Annotated in this window: 20 protein-coding genes; 9 read left to right on the top strand and 11 right to left on the bottom strand. The window is 61.2% G+C overall.

The genetic code is table 11. From position 1 onward, the window contains the following. Window positions 1-13: 13 nt before the first annotated feature. A complete protein-coding gene (locus NZ585_07375; protein MCS7079857.1) occupies window positions 14-1,552 on the bottom strand; it encodes an O-antigen ligase family protein in 1,539 nt (512 codons plus the stop codon). A 171-nt stretch (window positions 1,553-1,723) separates the two neighbouring features. On the opposite strand from NZ585_07375, the gene NZ585_07370 reads away from it, so the two are divergent. Further along, the gene (locus tag NZ585_07370) at window positions 1,724-3,034 is read left to right on the top strand and encodes a DUF58 domain-containing protein (protein MCS7079856.1); all 1,311 of its coding nucleotides are present in this window, start codon (window positions 1,724-1,726) and stop codon (window positions 3,032-3,034) included. A gap of 5 nt (window positions 3,035-3,039) precedes the next feature. On the opposite strand, the gene NZ585_07365 is transcribed toward NZ585_07370, so the two are convergent. The 10 genes from NZ585_07365 to rseP form a co-directional block, all read right to left on the bottom strand. Beyond that, window positions 3,040-3,768 carry an outer-membrane lipoprotein carrier protein LolA gene (locus NZ585_07365; GenBank protein ID MCS7079855.1) on the bottom strand — a complete coding sequence of 243 codons (729 nt, stop codon included), beginning with the start codon at window positions 3,766-3,768 and terminating at the stop codon, window positions 3,040-3,042. A gap of 50 nt (window positions 3,769-3,818) precedes the next feature. Continuing rightward, the gene (locus NZ585_07360; GenBank protein MCS7079854.1) at window positions 3,819-4,199 is read right to left on the bottom strand and encodes a hypothetical protein; all 381 of its coding nucleotides are present in this window, start codon (window positions 4,197-4,199) and stop codon (window positions 3,819-3,821) included. After that, entirely contained in the window at window positions 4,196-4,855 is a 660-nt protein-coding gene (locus NZ585_07355; protein MCS7079853.1) for an ABC transporter ATP-binding protein, read from the bottom strand. The genes NZ585_07360 and NZ585_07355 overlap by 4 nt, the downstream gene beginning before the upstream one ends. Window positions 4,856-4,928: 73 nt before the next feature. Then, window positions 4,929-5,885, bottom strand: a complete 957-nt coding sequence (locus NZ585_07350; GenBank protein MCS7079852.1) for a hypothetical protein — start codon at window positions 5,883-5,885, stop codon at window positions 4,929-4,931. A 12-nt stretch (window positions 5,886-5,897) separates the two neighbouring features. After that, window positions 5,898-6,401, bottom strand: a complete 504-nt coding sequence (locus tag NZ585_07345) for a hypothetical protein (GenBank protein MCS7079851.1) — start codon at window positions 6,399-6,401, stop codon at window positions 5,898-5,900. A gap of 60 nt (window positions 6,402-6,461) precedes the next feature. Further along, window positions 6,462-8,327 carry a membrane protein insertase YidC gene (gene yidC / locus NZ585_07340; GenBank protein MCS7079850.1) on the bottom strand — a complete coding sequence of 622 codons (1,866 nt, stop codon included), beginning with the start codon at window positions 8,325-8,327 and terminating at the stop codon, window positions 6,462-6,464. A gap of 12 nt (window positions 8,328-8,339) precedes the next feature. Continuing rightward, window positions 8,340-8,600 (bottom strand): membrane protein insertion efficiency factor YidD, encoded by a 261-nt coding sequence (yidD, locus tag NZ585_07335; protein ID MCS7079849.1) that lies wholly within the window; start codon window positions 8,598-8,600, stop codon window positions 8,340-8,342. Window positions 8,601-8,633: 33 nt separating this feature from the next. Beyond that, window positions 8,634-9,041: a ribonuclease P protein component gene (gene rnpA / locus NZ585_07330; GenBank protein MCS7079848.1), complete on the bottom strand. Its 408-nt coding sequence runs from the start codon at window positions 9,039-9,041 to the stop codon at window positions 8,634-8,636. Between the two features lie 18 nt (window positions 9,042-9,059). Then, window positions 9,060-9,209 (bottom strand): 50S ribosomal protein L34, encoded by a 150-nt coding sequence (rpmH, locus tag NZ585_07325; protein ID MCS7079847.1) that lies wholly within the window; start codon window positions 9,207-9,209, stop codon window positions 9,060-9,062. Between the two features lie 145 nt (window positions 9,210-9,354). Then, window positions 9,355-10,824, bottom strand: a complete 1,470-nt coding sequence (rseP, locus tag NZ585_07320; GenBank protein MCS7079846.1) for an RIP metalloprotease RseP — start codon at window positions 10,822-10,824, stop codon at window positions 9,355-9,357. Window positions 10,825-11,032: 208 nt separating this feature from the next. Here rseP and NZ585_07315 point away from each other — a divergent pair, with 208 nt between their 5' ends. The 8 genes from NZ585_07315 to NZ585_07280 all read left to right on the top strand — a co-directional run bounded on the left by NZ585_07315 (window position 11,033) and on the right by NZ585_07280 (window position 19,155). Further along, window positions 11,033-11,620, top strand: a complete 588-nt coding sequence (locus NZ585_07315) for a redoxin domain-containing protein (GenBank protein ID MCS7079845.1) — start codon at window positions 11,033-11,035, stop codon at window positions 11,618-11,620. Window positions 11,621-11,704: 84 nt separating this feature from the next. After that, window positions 11,705-13,306, top strand: a complete 1,602-nt coding sequence (locus NZ585_07310; GenBank protein MCS7079844.1) for an AarF/ABC1/UbiB kinase family protein — start codon at window positions 11,705-11,707, stop codon at window positions 13,304-13,306. 320 nt (window positions 13,307-13,626) lie between these two features. Next, window positions 13,627-15,714 carry a thioredoxin domain-containing protein gene (locus NZ585_07305; GenBank protein MCS7079843.1) on the top strand — a complete coding sequence of 696 codons (2,088 nt, stop codon included), beginning with the start codon at window positions 13,627-13,629 and terminating at the stop codon, window positions 15,712-15,714. 15 nt (window positions 15,715-15,729) lie between these two features. Then, window positions 15,730-16,422: a class I SAM-dependent methyltransferase gene (locus NZ585_07300; protein MCS7079842.1), complete on the top strand. Its 693-nt coding sequence runs from the start codon at window positions 15,730-15,732 to the stop codon at window positions 16,420-16,422. A gap of 202 nt (window positions 16,423-16,624) precedes the next feature. Continuing rightward, window positions 16,625-16,951: a lycopene cyclase domain-containing protein gene (locus NZ585_07295; protein MCS7079841.1), complete on the top strand. Its 327-nt coding sequence runs from the start codon at window positions 16,625-16,627 to the stop codon at window positions 16,949-16,951. Further along, complete coding sequence (locus NZ585_07290; GenBank protein ID MCS7079840.1) at window positions 16,948-17,259, top strand: lycopene cyclase domain-containing protein; 312 nt, start codon at window positions 16,948-16,950, stop codon at window positions 17,257-17,259. Before NZ585_07295 ends, NZ585_07290 begins: the two co-directional genes overlap by 4 nt. After that, window positions 17,256-18,278 (top strand): ketopantoate reductase family protein, encoded by a 1,023-nt coding sequence (locus NZ585_07285; GenBank protein MCS7079839.1) that lies wholly within the window; start codon window positions 17,256-17,258, stop codon window positions 18,276-18,278. Before NZ585_07290 ends, NZ585_07285 begins: the two co-directional genes overlap by 4 nt. A 202-nt stretch (window positions 18,279-18,480) precedes the next feature. Next, window positions 18,481-19,155 (top strand): TetR family transcriptional regulator, encoded by a 675-nt coding sequence (locus NZ585_07280; GenBank protein ID MCS7079838.1) that lies wholly within the window; start codon window positions 18,481-18,483, stop codon window positions 19,153-19,155. Window positions 19,156-19,164: the final 9 nt, after the last annotated feature.

Raw genomic sequence — 19,164 nt, 5'->3', positions numbered from 1 at the left:
CCAACCGGGCATCCTACGTAAAACACTGGCTGGATGAAACCGTCCGCGCCACCGGCGGACGCTCCTCGGTGGTCGCCGGCGACGCAATCTCGCGCGGTCCCAACGCTAGGCCTAGAACGAACCATAGGGCCATCGCTACCTCGCCGTCGCCAAGGTTGAAATGCGCGACGCCCCCGACGGCGAAGCCGGCCAGCGCGCCAAGTGCACCCAACGCCACGCCGTCGCGGATGCGCTCCAGCAACCGTTCAAAATAGGTCAATAGCAGCCAGAGGTAGGCGGCCAGCGCTGGCAGGCCATACCACACGGCAATTTGTAGGTAGGTGTTATGGAAGTGACCCGGCGGCAGATCTCCGGCGGCGTACAGTCCCCATTCGGCGGCGTGCAGCTTGTCGCTCAGCCGCCCAACGCCGAACCACGGATGTTCGGCCGCTAGTTGCACCCCCTCCTGCCACACCACCAGTCGCCAAAACAGACTGCCCTCACGCACATCCGCCACCGCCATGCGCCGCAGCGCGTAGGCGTAAGCCAACACGCCGGCCAGCAAAATGCCCGCAATGACAAAGCCGACGACGACCCGCTGCGTACGCAGCGTTCCCTCGCGCCATAGCAGGTACAGCATGACACCCACGCTGACGATAAGGCCGCCGACCGGCCCGCGCGAGAGCGTCAACCACAGCGCCAACAACAGCAATCCGGCGGCCGCCCACAACCACCGTCGCACCGGTCGCGGCGCACGCCAGGCCATACCGACGGCGAGCGAAATCAAAATCTGGAGCACTTCGGCATAGGTGACATAGTGCGAGAAAAAACCGCTGGCGCGAAAATCACGCGCCGGTTCACTGACTTGAATGCCCAACCCCGCCGCGCCGAATCGCTCCAGCCGTTCGTTGAGCGCGCGCCGGTCAAGCTGTGCCGTGAGCGGCAATTCAACACGACGACCGGTGAGATGAACGGGCTGGTCGGATGACGGCGCACGCCGATGAAGCGCCCGTACAATGTCATCTGGCCTGTGAACCAATCGCCCATCCACCTGCAGCAACACATCCCCCGGCTGAAAATACGGCCGCAGCGGCGAATCCGGCGCCAGTTCAACGAGCCGAATGCCGACGCCAACAACCAACTGATAGCCGGTGTACAGGAGTCCGACCTGTGACGACGCCAACAGCACACAAGCCAGTCGCCAGGCCTGCGCGCGTGTCGTCACCCAGTGGGCCACCACGCCGCTGGCGGCCATAAACGCCACACTGCGGAGGCCGTCCAGACTCACCAGCGGTTCGTAGGAACGCAACGCGGACACCGTACACAGCGCGAAAAAGACGCCCAATGGCGGCCACCAATCGGACGCCCATCTTGCCGCCGGTTGGGGTAGGGCGTTACGCGGCGCGCCGGCAGAGCGCAAAAGCCATTCCAGCAACCAGAGCAACGCCAGCGCCAGCGCGCATCCCTGCGCGCCCGCGATAGAATGCGGTGCCGCCGCCGCAAACAGGAACAACAAACCGATGGATAACGGCTGAATGATTCGCTGGAGTCGTTTGTGCGCCTTATACAACATCGTCTATCCAAATCGTCTATCCGACGCCTTCCCCACACCGCCCGCGCGGTAACCACCAACGCCGTCGGTTCCGGGTTGGATTTGGCGGCGAGGCGGCGGTTGTGTCGGCGGCGGACGGATACTATGTTGCCGGGCAGGTAAAAAACAGCCTCTGCTGTTTCGTACGCCGCCATGAACTTCGTTTTTACAGACCGTTTTTTTGTTTTGTTCGCCGGCGGCTTCGGCGTGTTGTCGCTCGGCTGGATCAACCCGGCGTTTCTCTGGGTAGGCCTGTTGCTCGATCTGGCACTGCTTGGCGCGGCGCTGTTGGACGCCGCCCGTACGCCGCTACACGACAGCTTTTCCGCGCGTCGCCTGTGCGCCGACCGTTTCGCCATCGGCGACGGCAATCAGGTCACCATCGAGGTGCGGAATCACCGCCCACATCCGCTGACGTTGTGGGTGAAGGACGAACACCCGCCGGAGATGCAGGTTCGGGGGCGTGAACGCTCGTTTATGTTGCCGGCGCGGGGCTGCGCCACTATGCAGTACGAACTCACTGCGCCGGCGCGAGGGCGTTTTCATTTCGGCGATATCGCCGTCCGGGTGCTGAGTCCGTGGGGGTTGGTGTGGCGGCAAACATCCGTGCCGGCACAGGAATCCGTCAAGGTGTACCCTGATTTCCGCGCCGCCCGGCGACAGGTCATTGAGACCTATCGCATGGGTCGGATGGGTGAACGACGGCAACGTCTTCGTGGTCAGGGCCGAGAGTTTGAATCGCTGCGGGAGTTCGTCGTCGGCGATGAACTTCGCCATGTCGCCTGGGCGGCTTCAGCGCGGCGCGGCAAACTGGTGACGCGCCAGTACCAGATCGAGCGCGGCCAAAGCATTATGCTTATGCTGGACTGCGGTCGCCTGATGACGGGCCGCATCGGCGAGCGCACCAAACTTGATTATGCGGTCAATGCGGCGTTGGCGCTGGCGTACGTCGCCGCCGCCGGCGGCGATCACGTTGGAATGCTGACGTTTACGCGCCGCGTGGACGGCTTCCTGCCGCCTAGAGCCGGGGCTGGGCAGTTGCGTGAAATTCTGGAGCTTTTACACGACGTGCAACCACAGATGATTGAACCGTCATACGCACGCGCCTTCTCGCACTTGAACCGCTACTGCCGGCGACGGTCATTGGTGATCCTCCTGACGGATGTGGTGGATGCCGACGCTTCAGCCGACCTGCTGGCGCCTACGGCGACATTAGTACCGCGTCATCTGCCCTTGATTGTCGCCATTGGAGACCGAGACCTGCGGGCGTTCGCTCGGGCGATACCGGCTTCGCTTGACGAGGTGTACGCCCAGTCCGTCGCCGAAGAACTGCTGACTCAACGCGAACAGGCCCTCAACCGGGTGATCGAGCTGGGCGGCCTAGCGCTAGATGTTCCCACCGGACAGCTTTCCGTGGCGCTCGTCAACCGCTATCTCGATGTCAAAACCCGCGGCCTGCTGTGATTTCCCTAGCCGCGCACGATTTTGTATTTCTTGTAGTCCACTTTGAAGCTCGCGTCCGGGACAGCCTGAAGGCGAATGTTTGTTAAGACAATCGTGGTGTAGTCGCTGCGCGTGTGTAGGATTTGCTTAACTGGCAGCCAGTTCCGGTGGGAAACCCACACTTCGAGCCGTGTGTACTGGCTTTTCCCTTTCGGCCGCAGCACCAGTTTTGTCGTCGCCTGACCATCCAGTGTTTCTTCCCCGTCCAAGGCCGCCTCAAAGTTCTCGGAGAACCGCTGAGCATCCGTGAGCACGGTCAGTAGACCGGTCGAAGCGGTCTTTTTGGCGATTTCGCTTGTCGTGCTCACAAAGGCCTGATTAAGCGCTGGTTCGATCAAAACGGCTTCGTCGCCGTTGACGACAACGGTCTTCGACTGCGGTTCGGTGTAGTCAATCCGTAAACGACGAACATTGCCGCGCGTACTGAAGCGCAGCGTACCAACTTGGCGCGGCTCCTGTACGCCAAGCTGTGTGTTAACGCGCTGGTGCGTCACCGTCGCCTGAAGGCCACTCAACCGTTGGCTGGCCGCCTGAAGATTCTTGACGACAGTTTGGAGATCAACCCGTCCGGCGCGAACATCACCCGCCGCCAAGCCGATTACGACGGCGCAAACCGCCGCCAAGCACCCCACCCTCATCTGTCGCCGGACACACCGCTTCGTCGCCACAGCCGCGTCCAAAACCCTAAGTTTCATAGGCGTCCCTAACCCCTTGTTGTGCCGGCGCGCCCTACGGCGTGAACGACTCATGGTTTCACCGGCTCCAACGCTTCAAACCACACATGATAGCCGGCGATGCGTTCGCCGGATACGTCGTTGACGTGCTCAAAATGACGGACGCGCACAGGGCGCTTCCAACGCGCCTCGCCGACCCTTTCCAGCGCCGCCTGCAAGGTTTCGGACGGCGGCGCTTGCCCTAGTTCAGCTGTGCTGATGAACTCCGGCGGCCCGCTGTTGCCTAGATACGCAGCCGCCCGGCGGCGCGCGGCAGGTCGTTCATCAAACCAGCTCGATGGAATAAGAAAGATAAAGGCAAGGATGAGGCAGCACAGGACATCGTACTGCCACGTGCCACGTTCGTATTTCCACAGCACAGCCGCTTTGATGGCGCGAAAAAGCCGGTTCATCGAGCGTTGTTGGGCCGATCGGCGATGATTTTCCCGTCGCGCAGGGCGATGATCCGCGAGCCGACCGCCGCCGCCTCCGGGTTATGGGTAATCAGAATCACGGTTTGTTGCAGCTCCTGATTCAGTCGCTTCAGCATATCGAGCACAATCTGCGAGTTTTCGCTGTCGAGATTGCCGGTCGGTTCATCAGCCAGCAGGAGCTTCGGACGATTGATGAGCGCCCGCGCCACGGCGACTCGCTGTTGTTCTCCCCCGGATAGTTCCAACGGCTTGTGATGCAGTCGGTGCTCTAAGTTGAGCAGGCGAAGCAGTTCCCGCCGATGCGCCGGATCGCTTCCGTTGACGCCCCGAATGCGTTCCGCCAGACGCAGGTTGCCTTCCGCCGACAGCGTTGGAAACAGGTTGAAACGCTGGAAAACAATTCCGATTTTTTGGCGGCGAATCGCCGTTCGTTCTCGGTCGCTGACTGTCGCCAAATCCTGACCGTCAATCAGCACAGAACCGCTCGTTGGGCGGAGCAACCCTCCGAGAACATGAAGCAAGGTGGATTTTCCCGAACCGGACTGGCCGACGACGGCGACGAACTCACCTTGCCGGACAGAAAAAGTGACATTGTCCAGCGCCCGGACGGCGACCCGTCCGACCGTGTACACCATCGTCAGCGATTGGACGGCGACCACCACCGGCGCGGAAGCGTCTGCTTGGGCAACCGTTGCGTCCGGCGGGCTTTCAGGATTGGGCATCAAGGTCTATTACTTTCAGATTCTGGTCATTTGTCAACGTAAAAACATCCTCCGGCAGCGACGCCGGGTTGATTTCCGGCGACTGAAACACCACGCGCAGCGCATACCCTTCCGCTGGACGTACGATACGCACCCAGTCCGGCAACAACTTATGTGAACCGTCGGCGGCGGCGTAGCCGCCGAATTCCGACATCGTGCTCAGCGCGCCGCCCTCATCAAACACTTCCATCCGCATCAACGGCGTCCCCGGCCGAGTTCGGTCAAACCAGTACGCAAAGCAGGGTCGCCACTGCCCAGCTTGGTTTCGCTGCGCAACATAAAGCAAATAGTAGGTGCGTGTCACCCACACGGAACGCGACCCAATGGTTTCTAGTTCGTCGCGGCGCGTTTCAAACACTGACCAACTGGCGTCCGGCCCAGACGGCGGAATAGGGGGTGGCAGCAGCGGCACAGACAGGTGCTGAGGACGCAAGCCGGCGAAGACACTAACATCCCGCCGTCCGGCGGCGGCAGACGACAGGTTGTTGTACGTCTTGTGGTTGGAGCCGCGAATAAACGCCCGGCGGTCGGCCGGATAAAAGACGGCGACCGTGAAGCGTTCGCCGTCCGAAGTCATGTCCGCCAGCGAACCGAGCAACGACGCTTGCACTTGTAAACGGATAAACTGCGGACGCCGCAGCACCAGCGCCCCACCGGCCGACGGGTAGGCTCGCCCGACGCCGCGCTCGGCCTCACGGTAGTCGGTGAACTGGAGCTGTACGGCCGTCCGTACGGCCTGCAACTGCTGAAGATAGGCGATGCGTCCCGCCAACTGGGAAGCCGTCACCGGCGGTTCCAGCGGGAGCAGACGCGGCAATGTCACCCGTGAAGTCACACATCCGCCGGTGGACGCCCACACCAGCCACAGCATCAACCACCGCCGCCATACGCCGCCCATCTTCACAAAACGGTCACCTCAACTACGGCGGTCAATCGGATAGACGACGACTTTGCGCTCATCGCCCTGCCCGACGCTTTCCGTCCGTACACCCGGCTCAGTGGCGAGCGTTAGGTGAATAATGCGGCGTTCGGCCGCATTCAAGGCGCTGAAGGTGAACGGCTGGCGATACTTTCTAACCTGTTCGGCCGCTGTCCGCGCCATCAGTACCAACTCCCGCTCGCGGCCGGCACGGTAGCCGTTGGCGTCCAAGCGAATTGACCAGCGACCGGAGGCCTGATGGGCGACCAGCCGTTCCAGTAGGTGTTCTAGGGCGTTGAGCACTTCGGCGCCGCGCGCCAGCAATACTCCGGCGTCCGCGCCGGCGAAGTTGACATGCCAGACGCCAGCCTGTTCGTTGATGGTGAACACCAGCTGCCACCCACTGTACCGAATAAGGCCGACCAAAAAATCATTCAACAGCGGCGCAAGGCCGTCGTCGTCACGAACCGGCGTCAGTTCAGATAAAAGGCTCCCCGACATGATGCAGTTGGCGATGACATGCGCCCGGCCGCCGTCCAACCGCTGGCGGCGGCGGAACCGTCAAGCCGGACGTGGATTGAATTTCTTTTTGCCTTTGCCGTCCGCCGCCCCGCCGGTCGGCGCCGCTCCGGCCGGCGTCTCCGCCGTCGGCAGCGGCGGCAGCATGCGGTTGATGATAAGCTGCTGGGTAATCCCGACGATGTTGCCCGCCATCCAATAGACCACCAAACCGCTCGGCGCGCTCCAGAAAAACAGCGCCGCAAAGACAATTGGCATCACCCACACGATGATTTTGCGCTGCATTGCCACGGCAGGGTCTTCCGGCCCGGGTGGTTGCGGCATCAGGTAACTTTGTCCGATCTGCGTCACACACAAGACGACCGGCAAAATATGCCACGGGTCCGGCGCGGATAAGTCCGTCAGCCAGCCGATGAAAGGGGCTTGCCGCAAATCAATCGAAAGCTGAAGGTACACATAGATGGCGACAAAAATCGGTAGTTGCAGCAGAAGCGGAAGGCAACCCATAATCGGAAGACTGTCCTTCATGAGCTGAAGTTGCTCCCGCTGGAGTTCCAGCATGCGCGGGTCGTCCATCCTGACCTTCTGTTCCTGCAAGCGCTTTAGTCGTTCGGCCAGTTCCTTGTGACGCGGGGCATGCACCGCCACTTTGCGGAAGGAAACCGCAGTCTTCCAGCGCAGCGGGAACAGCAGCATATTGACGACGAACGTTAGCAAAACAATCGCCCAGCCGTAGTTCTGCGTCTGCGCGTAGAAAAACCGCAGCAACCAATCCAGTGCCGGAATCAGCGGACGCACGAAAAAGGCCAGCCAGCCGTAGTCGTTCAGTTCGCGCAAATCAATGTCAAGACCACGCTCTGTTTTGAGCAGCCGGCTGACCGAGGCTAAGTACGTCCGATCCTTCGGGCCGATGTAAATGATGTTGTTAGCGCCGCTGCTGGTCGGGACATCCAAAAAGGCATACTCTCGCTTGATGTCACGCCCTTGAAAGCGTGTTGTCGCATCCCGCCGACTGAGCTGCACCACCCCCGGCGCAGGCGGAATGGCTGCAAAAGCGAAGTAATGATCGGTCAGGGCGCACCACGCCGTATTGGGCTTGGCGAGGTACACCGGCTTCTCCGCATCGGGCGGGGTCGCTGTGATGGAACTAAACGACGTAAAGACGGCATTTCCGCCGACCACCGTCACCGCCTGCGGCGGCGTATGCGTGTAGCCGTCATACTCGGCGAACGCTTGATCGCCAAAGTTCGGCCCGACGCGAAACGCCAGTGGCTGGGGCGCGCCATCTTTGGTCAACTCGGCGACGAAATCAAAGTCATAGCGTCCGCCGCGAATGACATACCGCTTGGCGACCCGGTACCCACGTTCACCGGTCAGGGTAAACGCCAACGTCGCCGTCTGTCCGTCTGTCACGGTCAGCGTATCTTCAGCCACGCCTTCAACTTGATAGCGGCTGCGGTTGAGGTAGTCCGTCAGTTCGGCGTTGTCCGGCAAACGCAGTTCAAAAGCCGCGCCAAGCTCGGTGGTTGTTGCGCCGGGGTCGCCCCGCCGGGAAGTCGTCGTCAGCACCTCCAGCTCGGACTTGCCGTCGCCGGCGCGAAGCGTCCGTCCGTTCGGCAGGGCTTTGAGGATGAAGCGTGTCAGCACGCCGCCCCGATTGGAGAACGTCGCGCGCCACAGAGGCGTTTCAACCGTGATATCGCGGGCCGGGGCGTCGGTTGGGGCCATGCCGGCTTGACTGGACAGCGATGCCGTGCCAGCCGGTAGATCAGCGACAGGAGTCGCCCCACCGCCCGGTGTAGACGCCGGGTTGCCCGGCGGAGGCGGCGGCGCGAAGTAATACTGCCAAACCAGCATAACCGCCAGCGACAGGGCAAACGCAAGGGCGACGCGGGATCTCTCGTTCATGAAGCTACAGAGCTACCTTTCACGCGCGACGGGGTATGGATGCACGGCGTTCCGATTCGGAAGGTCGGGAACCGGATCGTAGCCGCCCCGACAAAAAGGATGACAGCGCGCCAACCGCCGAACGCCGAGCCAACCACCGCGGATGACGCCGTATCGCGCAATCGCTTCAGCGGTGTAGTGTGAACAGGTTGGCTGAAACCGACAAACCGGCGGCATCAGTGGCGCAAGCAAGAACTGGTACGCGCGAATCAACAGCAAAGCGACTGACTTCACCATGGCAGCTTCAGCCGGATGGGAACAGCGCCGTCAATCGGTCTGCGCCGACGGATCGCCGCCGGACAATTTGGTGAGCTTGGCCATTAGACGCACAAACTCCTGCTCAACCAGTGCATACTTGGCCGTCGTCAGTTGAAACTTGGCGTTGATGACCACATCCCACCCCGCCGGCAACGCGGCGCGATGTCGCCGAAAAACCTCGCGCAGCAACCGCCGACATCGATTGCGCACCACCGAGGATTTAGACAGTTTGCGGCTCGTCGTGACGCCAAGGCGCGTCCGGCCAAGCCGGTTCGGCGCAACGAATATCGTAAACAGTGGTGAATGCAACTGTTTTCCGTGGCGATACACCCGCTGAAAGTCACGGGTCTTGAGTAGCCGATCCTGCTTGGTAAACCGACAGGAAACACGAGGCGCAGGACGCTCGACATCGGTCACACGAGTCCAACCGCTGTCTCAGAAGCCGTAGTGTTTCACCGTCAAACGCTTACGGCCCTTGGCGCGGCGGCGCTTGAGCACGTTGCGGCCGCTCTTCGTCTTCATGCGCTCGCGAAAGCCATGCGTTTTCGCCCGCTTACGGTTGTTCGGCTGATACGTACGCTTCATCCCCGATGACTTCCTTTCCTCCAAAAATAACGCAGAACGCCAGCGCCGACAGCAGCCCGCCATGACGACGAAAGTCGCCAAGGGTAGCGACTTGTAACCCCCAACGTCAAGCGACAGGGCTTCTCCTGCACAGCCTACCGGGGGGTCAACGTGACGGCGCGGGCGGCGCCGAAGCCGGTTTCTCCGGCGGCGGCGGTGGTTCAACCGGCGATGGCTTCCACCAGAACCGTGTGACGTCATTGAACATGACGAACACCATCAGCAGCATCAACACAGCGAACCCTGCCTGATTGAAGCGTTGCTTGACCTCATCCGTTAGCCGCCAGCCGATCCACCCGGCGATGGCCTCAAGCGCCAGCAAAAAGATGTGTCCGCCGTCCAGCACCGGAATCGGCAACAAATTGAAGATGCCTAGGTTGAGACTGAGCAACCCCATGATAAAAAACAAGCCTTCCAGCCCGCCGAACTTCACGGCGTCGCCCGAAGCCTTGGCGATGCCGATGGGGCCGGAAAGCGTCTCGGACACCTTTCGTTCCCCGCGAAAAATCTGCCGAAACGCCTCGCCTGTCAGCACGATGAAGCGAATATTCTCCTGAACGGCGTACTGCGCTGCGCCAAGCAGCGACTTGCGTTCCTTGACCAGCGGCAGGGGTGGCGGCGGGACGGGGACAAAGCCGATGCGAATTTCACCGTCAATCCGCTTCGGCGTCAGCCACAGCTCAATGATTTGACCTTGACGCTCCACCGTCAGCGCCACGCGCCGGTTTTCATACGCTTGGAGCGACTGCTTGAACCAGTCAAAGTTGGGGATCGGACGACCGTCAAACGTCAGGAGCCTGTCCTGCGGCTGCAGGCCAGCCTGCGCCGCTGGCGTTCCGGGCTGAACGGACGCCACCACAGGCTGCGCGGCGGGAATGTCCTGCGGCAGCAGGCCGGCCTCGCCGATGATGTTGCCTGCTTGTTGACGCGCTTTGGGCACAAGTGTCAGGTCAATCCGCCGTCCAGCGCGTTCAACCGTCACGGCGACCGGTTTGCCGTCGTTGATGGCGGTGTAATCGCGCACCTTGCTCCATGTTGGCGACTCAACGCCGGCGAACTTGACGATCCGATCGCCGGGCTGAATGCCGGCCTCCTCCGCCGACGATCCAATTGGCACGGCCCCGACCACAGCTGGTTGGTTCAGGTAGGCCGGCGCTTTGAAGAAAAACAACCCAATGACAAAGGGAATCGCCAGCGCTAGAAGAATGTTCATGGCTGGGCCGGCGACGAGAACAAGCAACTGATGCCGTTTGGGGCGCATTAGGTAAGCGTCGGGATGCCGCTGCTGCGCCGCTTCTTCCTCCGGATCCATTCCCGTAATCTTGACGTACCCGCCAAGCGGCAACAGCGACAACCGATAATCGGTTTCCTTCCACTTGAAACCAATCAAACGCTTCCCAAAGCCGACGGAAAACACTTCCACCTTCATGCCAAGCCATTTGGCGGCGGCGAAGTGACCGAATTCGTGAACGACCACGGTTGTACCCAGAACAACCAAAAACGCCGCCAGCATGACCAGTGTTTCCCCGGTCAGAAAGCCAGCGCCAAACCAAAGCGCCGCCAGCATGGTGATCATAGGTAAAGCTTGTGAACCTCCATGTCGCTTTACAGGACAGTCTCCCACTGTAACATAGCCGCTTGGCGACTCCCCAAGCCTCAAACCCGCTTAGGCGCATACGATGGACGACTTGACCGAAAGCGCCACCGCGACGCAACCCCGGTCGCTAGGCGCTCATCTTCACAGCCGTAGCAAGCTATTTCTTGAGGAGATGCGCTGAACCGCCATGCCGCTGCCGACAAAGCGTATCCTGACCGGCTTCGTGTCGGCGTCGCTTCTGGCGCTCGGCCCGCTTCAAGCCGGCTTCGCTGAAATGGATGACCAAGAAAAAATTCCCGTCGTCATTCAGAAAGCCCAGAAGCAGGGTGATCCGGTCGAGTTTCTTCTCCCGACGCCGGATGGGACAACGCTCGACGCCGAAAAGTTGCGCGGCAAGGTGGTGCTCTTATGTTTCGCCGCGCATGGCAGTTCGCTGATGCGCCCGCTGCTTCGGCAGATCAACAACCTCGCCGACGCCTACTCGCAAGTGACCATATGCTTGATTCTCACCAACGGACGACAACCGCGCGACCGTGATTTTTTGAGCGACGCCGACCTGAAGGCTTGGCGCGACCAACAGCAAATTGCCTATCCGCTCGCCCGTGATCCGCACGGAACGATTCTGTTCCAACGTCTGAACCTGTCGGTGCTGCCCAGTTTCGTTCTTCTGCGCAAGGACGGCACGGTGGCGCTCAAACGCGAGGGAATTGACCCGACGACTTCGCTGGTTGACAGCCTGCGCGCCGACCTCCGGGATGCGATACAATCCGAGTAGAACTACGCCGGAGAACCTTGCGCGCCGCCGCGTTGAATAGAACGTCTTTTCCCACCTATGTCGTCCGCTGGTGACGCTCCGTCCTTGAAACAACCAGCTGCGCAGAACACCCTGCGCTTCCTGTGGTCGGCGCTGAGACGGCTCGATTGGCGCGCGCGTGTGCGTCTGCTCTACATGCTGTGGCTCGGCCTGTGGTTTGTCGCGCCTTATGTCCTCCGGCGGCTTGACGCCAAGCAGTCGGCAAGTCGGCTGGGTGGCGCACGGTGGCTGCGCCGCCTCTTACGCCGTTTCGGGCCGTTGGGGACGGACGCCGCCTTTCATGCCGGACAGGCCGAACGATTGTGCGCTGTCTTTATCAAACTCGGCCCAACATTCATCAAAATTGGGCAAATGCTCTCAACGCGAACTGATCTCCTGCCGCTGCCATACGTGCAGGCACTGACCGCTCTACAGGACGAAGTGCCGCCGTTCCCAACTGAAGTCGCATGGCGGCGCATCACGGAGGAACTCGGCCAACCCCCACAGGCGCTCTTCCGGCGTATCGAGCCGCGCCCGCTGGCGGCCGCCAGTCTCGGACAGGTTCACCGCGCCCAGTTGCCGGACGGCACAGAAGTGGTCGTCAAAATCCAACGACCGCATTTGGCAGACATCATTCGACTTGACTTTCAAATTTTGCGTGTGCTGGCCGCGTATCTCGAACGGCGGCCGAAGTGGCTGTCTGGTGTCAAAGGCGCGGATTGGAGCGGCATCGTCGCAGAGTTTGAGGCAATGTTGCAGGAGGAAATGGACTACGAGCGGGAGATGGAAAACGCCGCGCAGTTTCGCCGCAACTTCGCCGGATGGCAAAAGGAAGTCTATCTGCCGCGCGTTTACCCTGAACTCTCCAGCCGGCACGTCATCACGATGGAGTACATCGCCGGCGTTAAACCAACGGACGCCGAACAACTGCGCGCTGCCGGGTTCGATCCCATGCAGAAGATGACGCTGCTGGTGCGAACCTACCTCAAGCAGTTGCTGGAGGACGGCTTCTTCCACGCCGATCCGCATCCGGGCAACCTGCGCATCATGGCGGACGGCCGGCTGGCGTTCTTCGACTTCGGGATGGTTGGGCGCATCACGGACGAGATGCGCTTGGGATTGCTCAGTGCATTCTTTCACATCATAGACCGTGACTTGATGGGGTTGGTCGGCGACGCCGTCGCACTCGGCTTTTTGCAGCCGGGTTACGATCCGACGGTTTTTCAAGAGGCGGCCGCCGGCGTTCTGGCGCAGTACAAGGGGAAAAAGCTCTCACAACTGACCTTTTCCGAACTCAACGCAACCGTCTCCGGCTTGCTGTATGAGTACCCCTTTCGCATTCCAGGAAGCTTTACCTTCGTTGCTCGCGCCCTAATAACGCTCGAAGGCATAGGGCAAAGCCTTGATCCTACCTTCCGTCTGTTCGAGGTCGCGCGCCCTCACGCCAAGGAATTTCTGCTCAAGCGGGCGACAGCCCACGTCCGCGACCAAGTCATCGGCAAGTTGCTGCGCGGCGAAGACGTCAACATCGGGTGGGAAAAAATCTGGAATGTGGCGCGGTTGGCCTACCGGACATACTTCAAGCGCCAACCGGCGTCCCTCCCCGCCGTTACCGGCGGCTCGCCCAGCGCAGCGGCTTCCAACCAACAAGCCGGCGACGGTGTTTGACACGCCTGGCGTGCGCGTCTCCAGCGGCTGACGTTGGCGCACCAACTCTGTGCAGAGTCGCAGCGATGTTTTGACCTGCAACACGCGACGGCGTCGCCCGCTGGTGGGTCAACCCGCCGCCTTGAAAAGGCGGAGGCGACGCTCGTACGTAAACTTGTTGTCAACATTTGGTGTTAGCGGAACGCCGAACGGCGGGCTGGAAACCCGCTGACGCTGGCGGAACATCCAGCGTCCGTTCCGGCACAGCCGGTGGACGGAGGCGTTAGCTAAAGCTTAGCTTGGCTTATTAGTCTGATTTTGTGTAAGGAATTGTTGCCTAAATGTCTGCCCAACCCAGCCCGCAATTTGTTAATCGGCTCATCAGCGAAACCAGCCCCTACCTGCTGCAGCATGCGCACAACCCCGTGGATTGGTATCCCTGGGGCGAAGAAGCGCTGGCGCGCGCCAAGGCGGAAGACAAGCCGATCCTGCTCAGCATCGGCTACTCAGCCTGCCACTGGTGTCACGTCATGGAGCATGAGTGCTTTGAAAACCCTGAGATTGCAGCGCTCATGAACGAGCTGTTCATCAACATCAAGGTTGACCGTGAAGAACGCCCTGACCTTGATACGATTTACATGAACGCCGTCCAGTTGATGACTGGCCGCGGCGGCTGGCCGCTCACGATATTTCTGACGCCGGACGGCGAGCCATTTTACGGCGGGACATACTTTCCGCCGGAGGATCGCGGCCGGATGCCGGGTTTCCCACGCATTCTGCGCTCCGTGGCGGACGCCTACCGCCAACGCCGCGCCGAACTGCGGGAGAGCATCGCCGAAATCACCGCCGAACTGCGCCGCCTGCATGAGCCACTGGACGGCGCGGGCGTGCTGTCGCCGCAGATTCTCCATGACGCCTACCGGCGCGTGGCGACGCGCTTTGATCACGTTCACGGCGGCTTCGGCGGTGCGCCGAAGTTTCCCAACTCGATGCTGTTGTCGTTCCTTCTGCGGTACTGGCGCCGAACAGGCGAGTTGCACGCCATTGAAATGGTCGAACTCTCGCTCGACAAGATGGCGGACGGCGGCATCTACGATCATCTGGGCGGCGGCTTTCACCGGTACTCGACGGACGACCACTGGCTTGTGCCGCACTTCGAGAAAATGCTCTACGACAACGCACTGCTGGCGCGCACCTACCTTGAAGCCTGGCAGGCGACCGGCAAACCGCGTTACCGGCAGGTGGTCGAAGAAACGCTGGATTACGTCGTCCGCGAGATGACCGCGCCGGATGGCGGTTTCTACGCCACGCAGGACGCCGACAGCGACGGTGAAGAAGGCAAGTTCTTCGTCTGGACGCCGGACGAGATTCACGCCCTGCTTGACGGGCCGCTGGGCAGGGCCGAAGCCGAGATGGTGTGTCGGTACTTTGATGTCACGGAGGCGGGTAACTTCGAGGGCACAGGCAAGTCGGTTCTCAGTACGCCGCTTTCGATTGAAACCGTCGCCCGGCTCAAGGATGTGACGCCGGAAACGCTTGAAGACGTCCTGAAGCGCGCCAAGCGAATCTTGTTTGAGGCGCGTGAGCGGCGCGTCAAACCGGGCCGCGACGAGAAACGCCTCGCTGCTTGGAACGGCCTGATGCTCTATGCCTTTGCCCGCGCCGCCGCTGCCCTGGGACGCGACGACTATCGCGCCGTCGCTGAGCGCAACGCCGAATTCGTTCTGGGGACGATGTACTGTGACGGCGTCCTCTATCGCTCACACAAGGATGGACAGAATAAGTTCCCCGGCTACCAAGAGGACTACGCTTGCTACGCTGAGGGTCTGCTGGCGCTCTACGAACTGACGGGACGACCAAAGTATTTCGTCGCCGCGCGTGAACTGACCGATGCCATGCTGGTGCAGTTTGACGACCCGGAAGGTGGGGCGTTCTTTTTCACCGGCGACCGGCATGAACGGCTGATTACGCGCGTCAAGGATGTGTTCGACAATGCAACGCCGTCGGGCAACTCAGTCGCCGTGGACGTACTGTTGCGTCTAGCGGTCTTGACTGGTGAGACGCGCTACCGCACACGCGCGGAGAATATCCTGCAAACGCTTTCCGGTTCGCTTGCCAAGATGCCGTCGGGGTTTGGGCAACTGCTGTGTGCGCTCGACTTCTACCTAGCCGATGTCAGGGAGGTGGTCATCGTCGGGCCGCCGACTGCGTCGGAAACACAGGCGCTGCGGCGGGTGGTAGAGGAAACATTTCGCCCGCACCGCGTCGTGGCGTTGGTAGACCCGGACGACGCTGACCACGGGCGGCAGGTTGCCTTAGCGGCGCGGCGCACTATGCAGGGCGGCAAACCCACGGCTTACGTTTGCCGGAATTTCACTTGCCAATCGCCGACGACTTCCCCGGATGAACTTCGCAACCAACTGGCGTAAGCCAACCGTACGGCGATGATGGAACGCATCCTTGAACCGGAAGTCATGGACACGGCGGAGGAAGCCGCCGACTACGACGCCATGGACTTCACGGAAGTCAACACCGCCTTTGCGGAGGCGTTCGTGGCGCTGGGCTTCCGGTCAGGACGGGTGCTGGATGTGGGGACGGGGACGGCGCGCATTCCCATTCTCATCGCCGAACGGTTGCCGGATGTGACGATTGTCGCCGTAGATTTGTCGGCTGAAATGCTCAAGCTCGCCGCGCGTCATGTTGCGGCGGCCGGACTTGCCACGCGGATTGAACTCCACCTAGCGGACGCCAAGCGGTTGCCCTTCCCAGAGGCGTGTTTTGACGCCGTAGTGTCGAACAGCATCGTGCATCACATCCCCGATCCGGTCGTAGTCTTGCAGGAGATGGGGCGCGTCGCCAAGCCTGGCGCGGCGCTGTTGGTTCGGGACCTGCTGCGACCGGAGACGCCGGAAGCGGCTGACGCGCTCGTGAATCGCTACGCCGCCAATGACTCGCCGCGCCAGCGAAAGCTGTTTCGAGATTCCCTTGGCGCGGCGCTGACATTGGAAGAAGTCGTCGCCGCCGCGCAGAAAGCGGGCTTAGCGGACGTGACCATTGCTCAAACAAGCGACCGGCACTGGACGCTTATGCGAAAGCCGACACAAGACCGAACCAGCGCAAGAGCGCAAGGGAAATAACAAACCAATCTAGCGGCGATTACTTAGCGCCTAGAACGCTTGCGTAGGCGGACGCTTCGGCTTGCCGGACGGCGCTATCCGCGTATATGGGAGAGCGCCAGTGGCGGCTTCGCTTTCACGTAAGAAAAGGCATAGACTTTCATGACTTAGGTCGTTTCGATACGCTGCGCCCCCGATTCGCCGTGTAACAATTTGTTTCCGCATGACCTATTTGCAGTTTCATCTCTACTTCAGCTTGCCGCTGCTTTTGGCGACGGCGTGGCTGGCGCGCGGCAAGTTCTCGCGCGCTCATGCGCGCTGGCTGGGTTTGGTGTGCCTGATTGTCTTCGTTTTCACCACGCCATGGGACAACCATGCCGTCAAGCTGGGGATTTGGGACTTCCCCGAAGACAAGATTCTATTCCGCGTCTGGCGACTGCCCATTGAGGAATACGGCTTCTTCCTCCTGCAAACCCTAAGCGTTGGACTCTTGACCATCGCTCTGTTACAACCGCGCCGAACGCCGCCCTCAGAGGAGAAGCAAGCATGAAAACCAACTACCTCTTCCACTTGCTGGGCTGGATGCTACCCATCGTCATTCTCCAGTGGGCGATTGGCTGGCGCATTCTGGCGCGCAATGCGCGGGCCGTTTTCCTGCCGGTCATTGTCATCGGCGCGTACTTCGTCATCGCCGACTCGTTGGCGATCGCCGAAGGCATCTGGCTGTTCGACGCCAATCAGATTCTGGGCGTCCATTTCGGTGTTGTACCGCTCGAGGAGGTCATTTTCTTCTTCCTGACAAGTCTGCTGGTGTCCCAGAGCCTTGTGTTGTTTTTACCGAAAGAGCTGCGCGCATGAGGATTCATCGCTATCTTGTCTATGGCGCGGGGGCAGTCGGGAGCGTCGTTGGCGGCCGCCTGCACCACGCCGGACGCCGAACCTGCTTGATAGCGCGGCCGGCGCACGTAGCGGCCATCGCCGCCCATGGACTCCGCCTTGAAACAGCGACTGAAACCCTGACGCTCAACGTACCGGCTGTGACCGGACTGACCGAAATTGAGCCGGAGGAAGGCGACGCCATCTTGCTGTGCGTCAAGGCAACGCAGACAGCGGCCGCCGTCGCGGACATCACCCGCCATTTCCCACCACCGACGCCGGTTTTCTGCCTGCAAAATGGCGTCGCCAACGAGGCTGTTGTCGCGGAGCGGTTCACCAACGTCTATCCCGTCCTTGTTCTGTTCAACGCTGTGCTGCCCGAACCCGGCCGTGTCGTTTTGACCATTGTTGATTTTCTCGCCGTCGGGCGCTTTCCCACGGGCGTAGATGCGCTGACGGCGCAGGCGGCGGCTGACTTCACGGCGGCTGGGCTGCCGACGCGCGAACACCCCGACGCCATGGCTGTGAAATGGGGCAAGCTCATTGGCAACCTCAACAACGCGCTGCTGGCGGTGACGGACTACTACTGGCAAAAGGCGTTTGCCGACCCAGACATGCTCGCCATGATGCGCGCCGTGATGGACGAAGGACTGCGCGTACTGGCGGCGGCCGGCGTCTCTCCGGCGGATGTGACGGGCCGCTTCGACATCCGCGCGCAAGTTGAAGCCTTTGCGGCGCGGCAGGCTGAGTTCTCTGATGTCCCCCCGGCGCAACGGGGCTATCCGTCCATGTGGCAAGACCTGCACCTCCGCCGACCGGAAACGGAAGTCGAGTACCTCAACGGCGAGATTGTCCGTTTGGGCGAGCGGTATGGCGTTCCGACGCCGATTAACCGGGCGCTTGTCGAAGCTGTGCAAGAATCGGTGCGGACGGGGCGGGGCGTTGGGCAGTTTCCACTGGAACGCCTCCGCGAGCGCATCGCCCGAAACGCCGCCGCATAGAGCGTTTTGAGCTGTGCGTCCGTGCGGAGACTGCAGTGCCTTTGCCGGTGCGGCGCTGATTTTCATGGCGCTGATTTTTCCGTTGCATCGCGGCTTGGTTTCGGCCTAGAGTGTGAGTGAATGATGCTTCATTCAGCGCGCGGCTCCGGCGCGCGTATTCTGTCCCTGTACAAGTCGGTTCTCCTTCCAAGGCTGCAACGTTATGGCGCGACCGGCGACGCCCCGCACGACCGAAAAACCAGCCGCCCTGCCGCTTAGGGGCGACAGTGGCAAAGACAGTGGCAAATACGACACCATTCTGCGGGCGGCGGTGACAGTTTTCGCCCGCAACGGCTACTTCAACTCGAAGGTCTCTGATGTCGCACGGGAGGCCGGCGTCGCCGACGGGACGGTGTACCTGTACTTCAAAAGCAAGGATGACCTGCTGTTTTCCATTATTACGGCGACGCTCGATTCGTTCATCGCGCAAGTGCGGGCGGCGATCGCTCCCCTGACGAGTCCGCTGGCCCAACTGCGCGAAATCGCTCGGTTGCACCTCGAAATGCTGGGCCGCAACCGCGACCTTGCAGTCGTGTTTGAAGTCGAGATCCGGCATTCGATCAAGTTCATGGAGGAGTTTTCAACCAAGAAGCTCAGTGAGTACCTTGACCTCATCCAGCAGGTCATTGAAGCCGGACAGCGCGCCGGTGAGTTTCGCCCGGAAATCAACGCGCGCGTCGCCACCAAGGTCTTTTTCGGAGCGCTGGATGAGATGGCGACCAACTGGATTCTTAGCCGCCGAGGCAAGCCGCTGGCCGCCGCCGTCGAGCCGGTGCTCGACCTACTGCTGTACGGTTTGGCACCGCGTCACACCGTCGCCTTGGCCGCCGCTCAGTGAGGAAATCAG

It is taken from the genome of Chloracidobacterium sp. (assembly GCA_025057975.1).
Lineage (GTDB): Bacteria > Acidobacteriota > Blastocatellia > Chloracidobacteriales > Chloracidobacteriaceae > Chloracidobacterium.
This window is presented reverse-complemented; position numbering and strand designations above follow the sequence as displayed.

Excerpts from the sequence above, each read along its gene's own strand:
- yidC (MCS7079850.1), bottom strand. The coding sequence starts at position 8,327 with ATGAACGAGAGATCCCGCGTCGCCCTTGCGTTTGCCCTGTCGCTGGCG.
- NZ585_07355 (MCS7079853.1), bottom strand. The coding sequence starts at position 4,855 with ATGGTGTACACGGTCGGACGGGTCGCCGTCCGGGCGCTGGACAATGTC.
- NZ585_07280 (MCS7079838.1), top strand. The coding sequence starts at position 18,481 with ATGGCGCGACCGGCGACGCCCCGCACGACCGAAAAACCAGCCGCCCTG.
- NZ585_07295 (MCS7079841.1), top strand. The coding sequence starts at position 16,625 with ATGACCTATTTGCAGTTTCATCTCTACTTCAGCTTGCCGCTGCTTTTG.
- rpmH (MCS7079847.1), bottom strand. The coding sequence starts at position 9,209 with ATGAAGCGTACGTATCAGCCGAACAACCGTAAGCGGGCGAAAACGCAT.
- NZ585_07345 (MCS7079851.1), bottom strand. The coding sequence starts at position 6,401 with ATGTCGGGGAGCCTTTTATCTGAACTGACGCCGGTTCGTGACGACGAC.
- NZ585_07375 (MCS7079857.1), bottom strand. The coding sequence starts at position 1,552 with ATGTTGTATAAGGCGCACAAACGACTCCAGCGAATCATTCAGCCGTTA.
- NZ585_07370 (MCS7079856.1), top strand. The coding sequence starts at position 1,724 with ATGAACTTCGTTTTTACAGACCGTTTTTTTGTTTTGTTCGCCGGCGGC.
- NZ585_07360 (MCS7079854.1), bottom strand. The coding sequence starts at position 4,199 with ATGAACCGGCTTTTTCGCGCCATCAAAGCGGCTGTGCTGTGGAAATAC.
- NZ585_07285 (MCS7079839.1), top strand. The coding sequence starts at position 17,256 with ATGAGGATTCATCGCTATCTTGTCTATGGCGCGGGGGCAGTCGGGAGC.
- NZ585_07305 (MCS7079843.1), top strand. The coding sequence starts at position 13,627 with ATGTCTGCCCAACCCAGCCCGCAATTTGTTAATCGGCTCATCAGCGAA.
- NZ585_07365 (MCS7079855.1), bottom strand. The coding sequence starts at position 3,768 with ATGAAACTTAGGGTTTTGGACGCGGCTGTGGCGACGAAGCGGTGTGTC.
- NZ585_07315 (MCS7079845.1), top strand. The coding sequence starts at position 11,033 with ATGCCGCTGCCGACAAAGCGTATCCTGACCGGCTTCGTGTCGGCGTCG.
- rseP (MCS7079846.1), bottom strand. The coding sequence starts at position 10,824 with ATGATCACCATGCTGGCGGCGCTTTGGTTTGGCGCTGGCTTTCTGACC.
- NZ585_07290 (MCS7079840.1), top strand. The coding sequence starts at position 16,948 with ATGAAAACCAACTACCTCTTCCACTTGCTGGGCTGGATGCTACCCATC.
- NZ585_07300 (MCS7079842.1), top strand. The coding sequence starts at position 15,730 with ATGATGGAACGCATCCTTGAACCGGAAGTCATGGACACGGCGGAGGAA.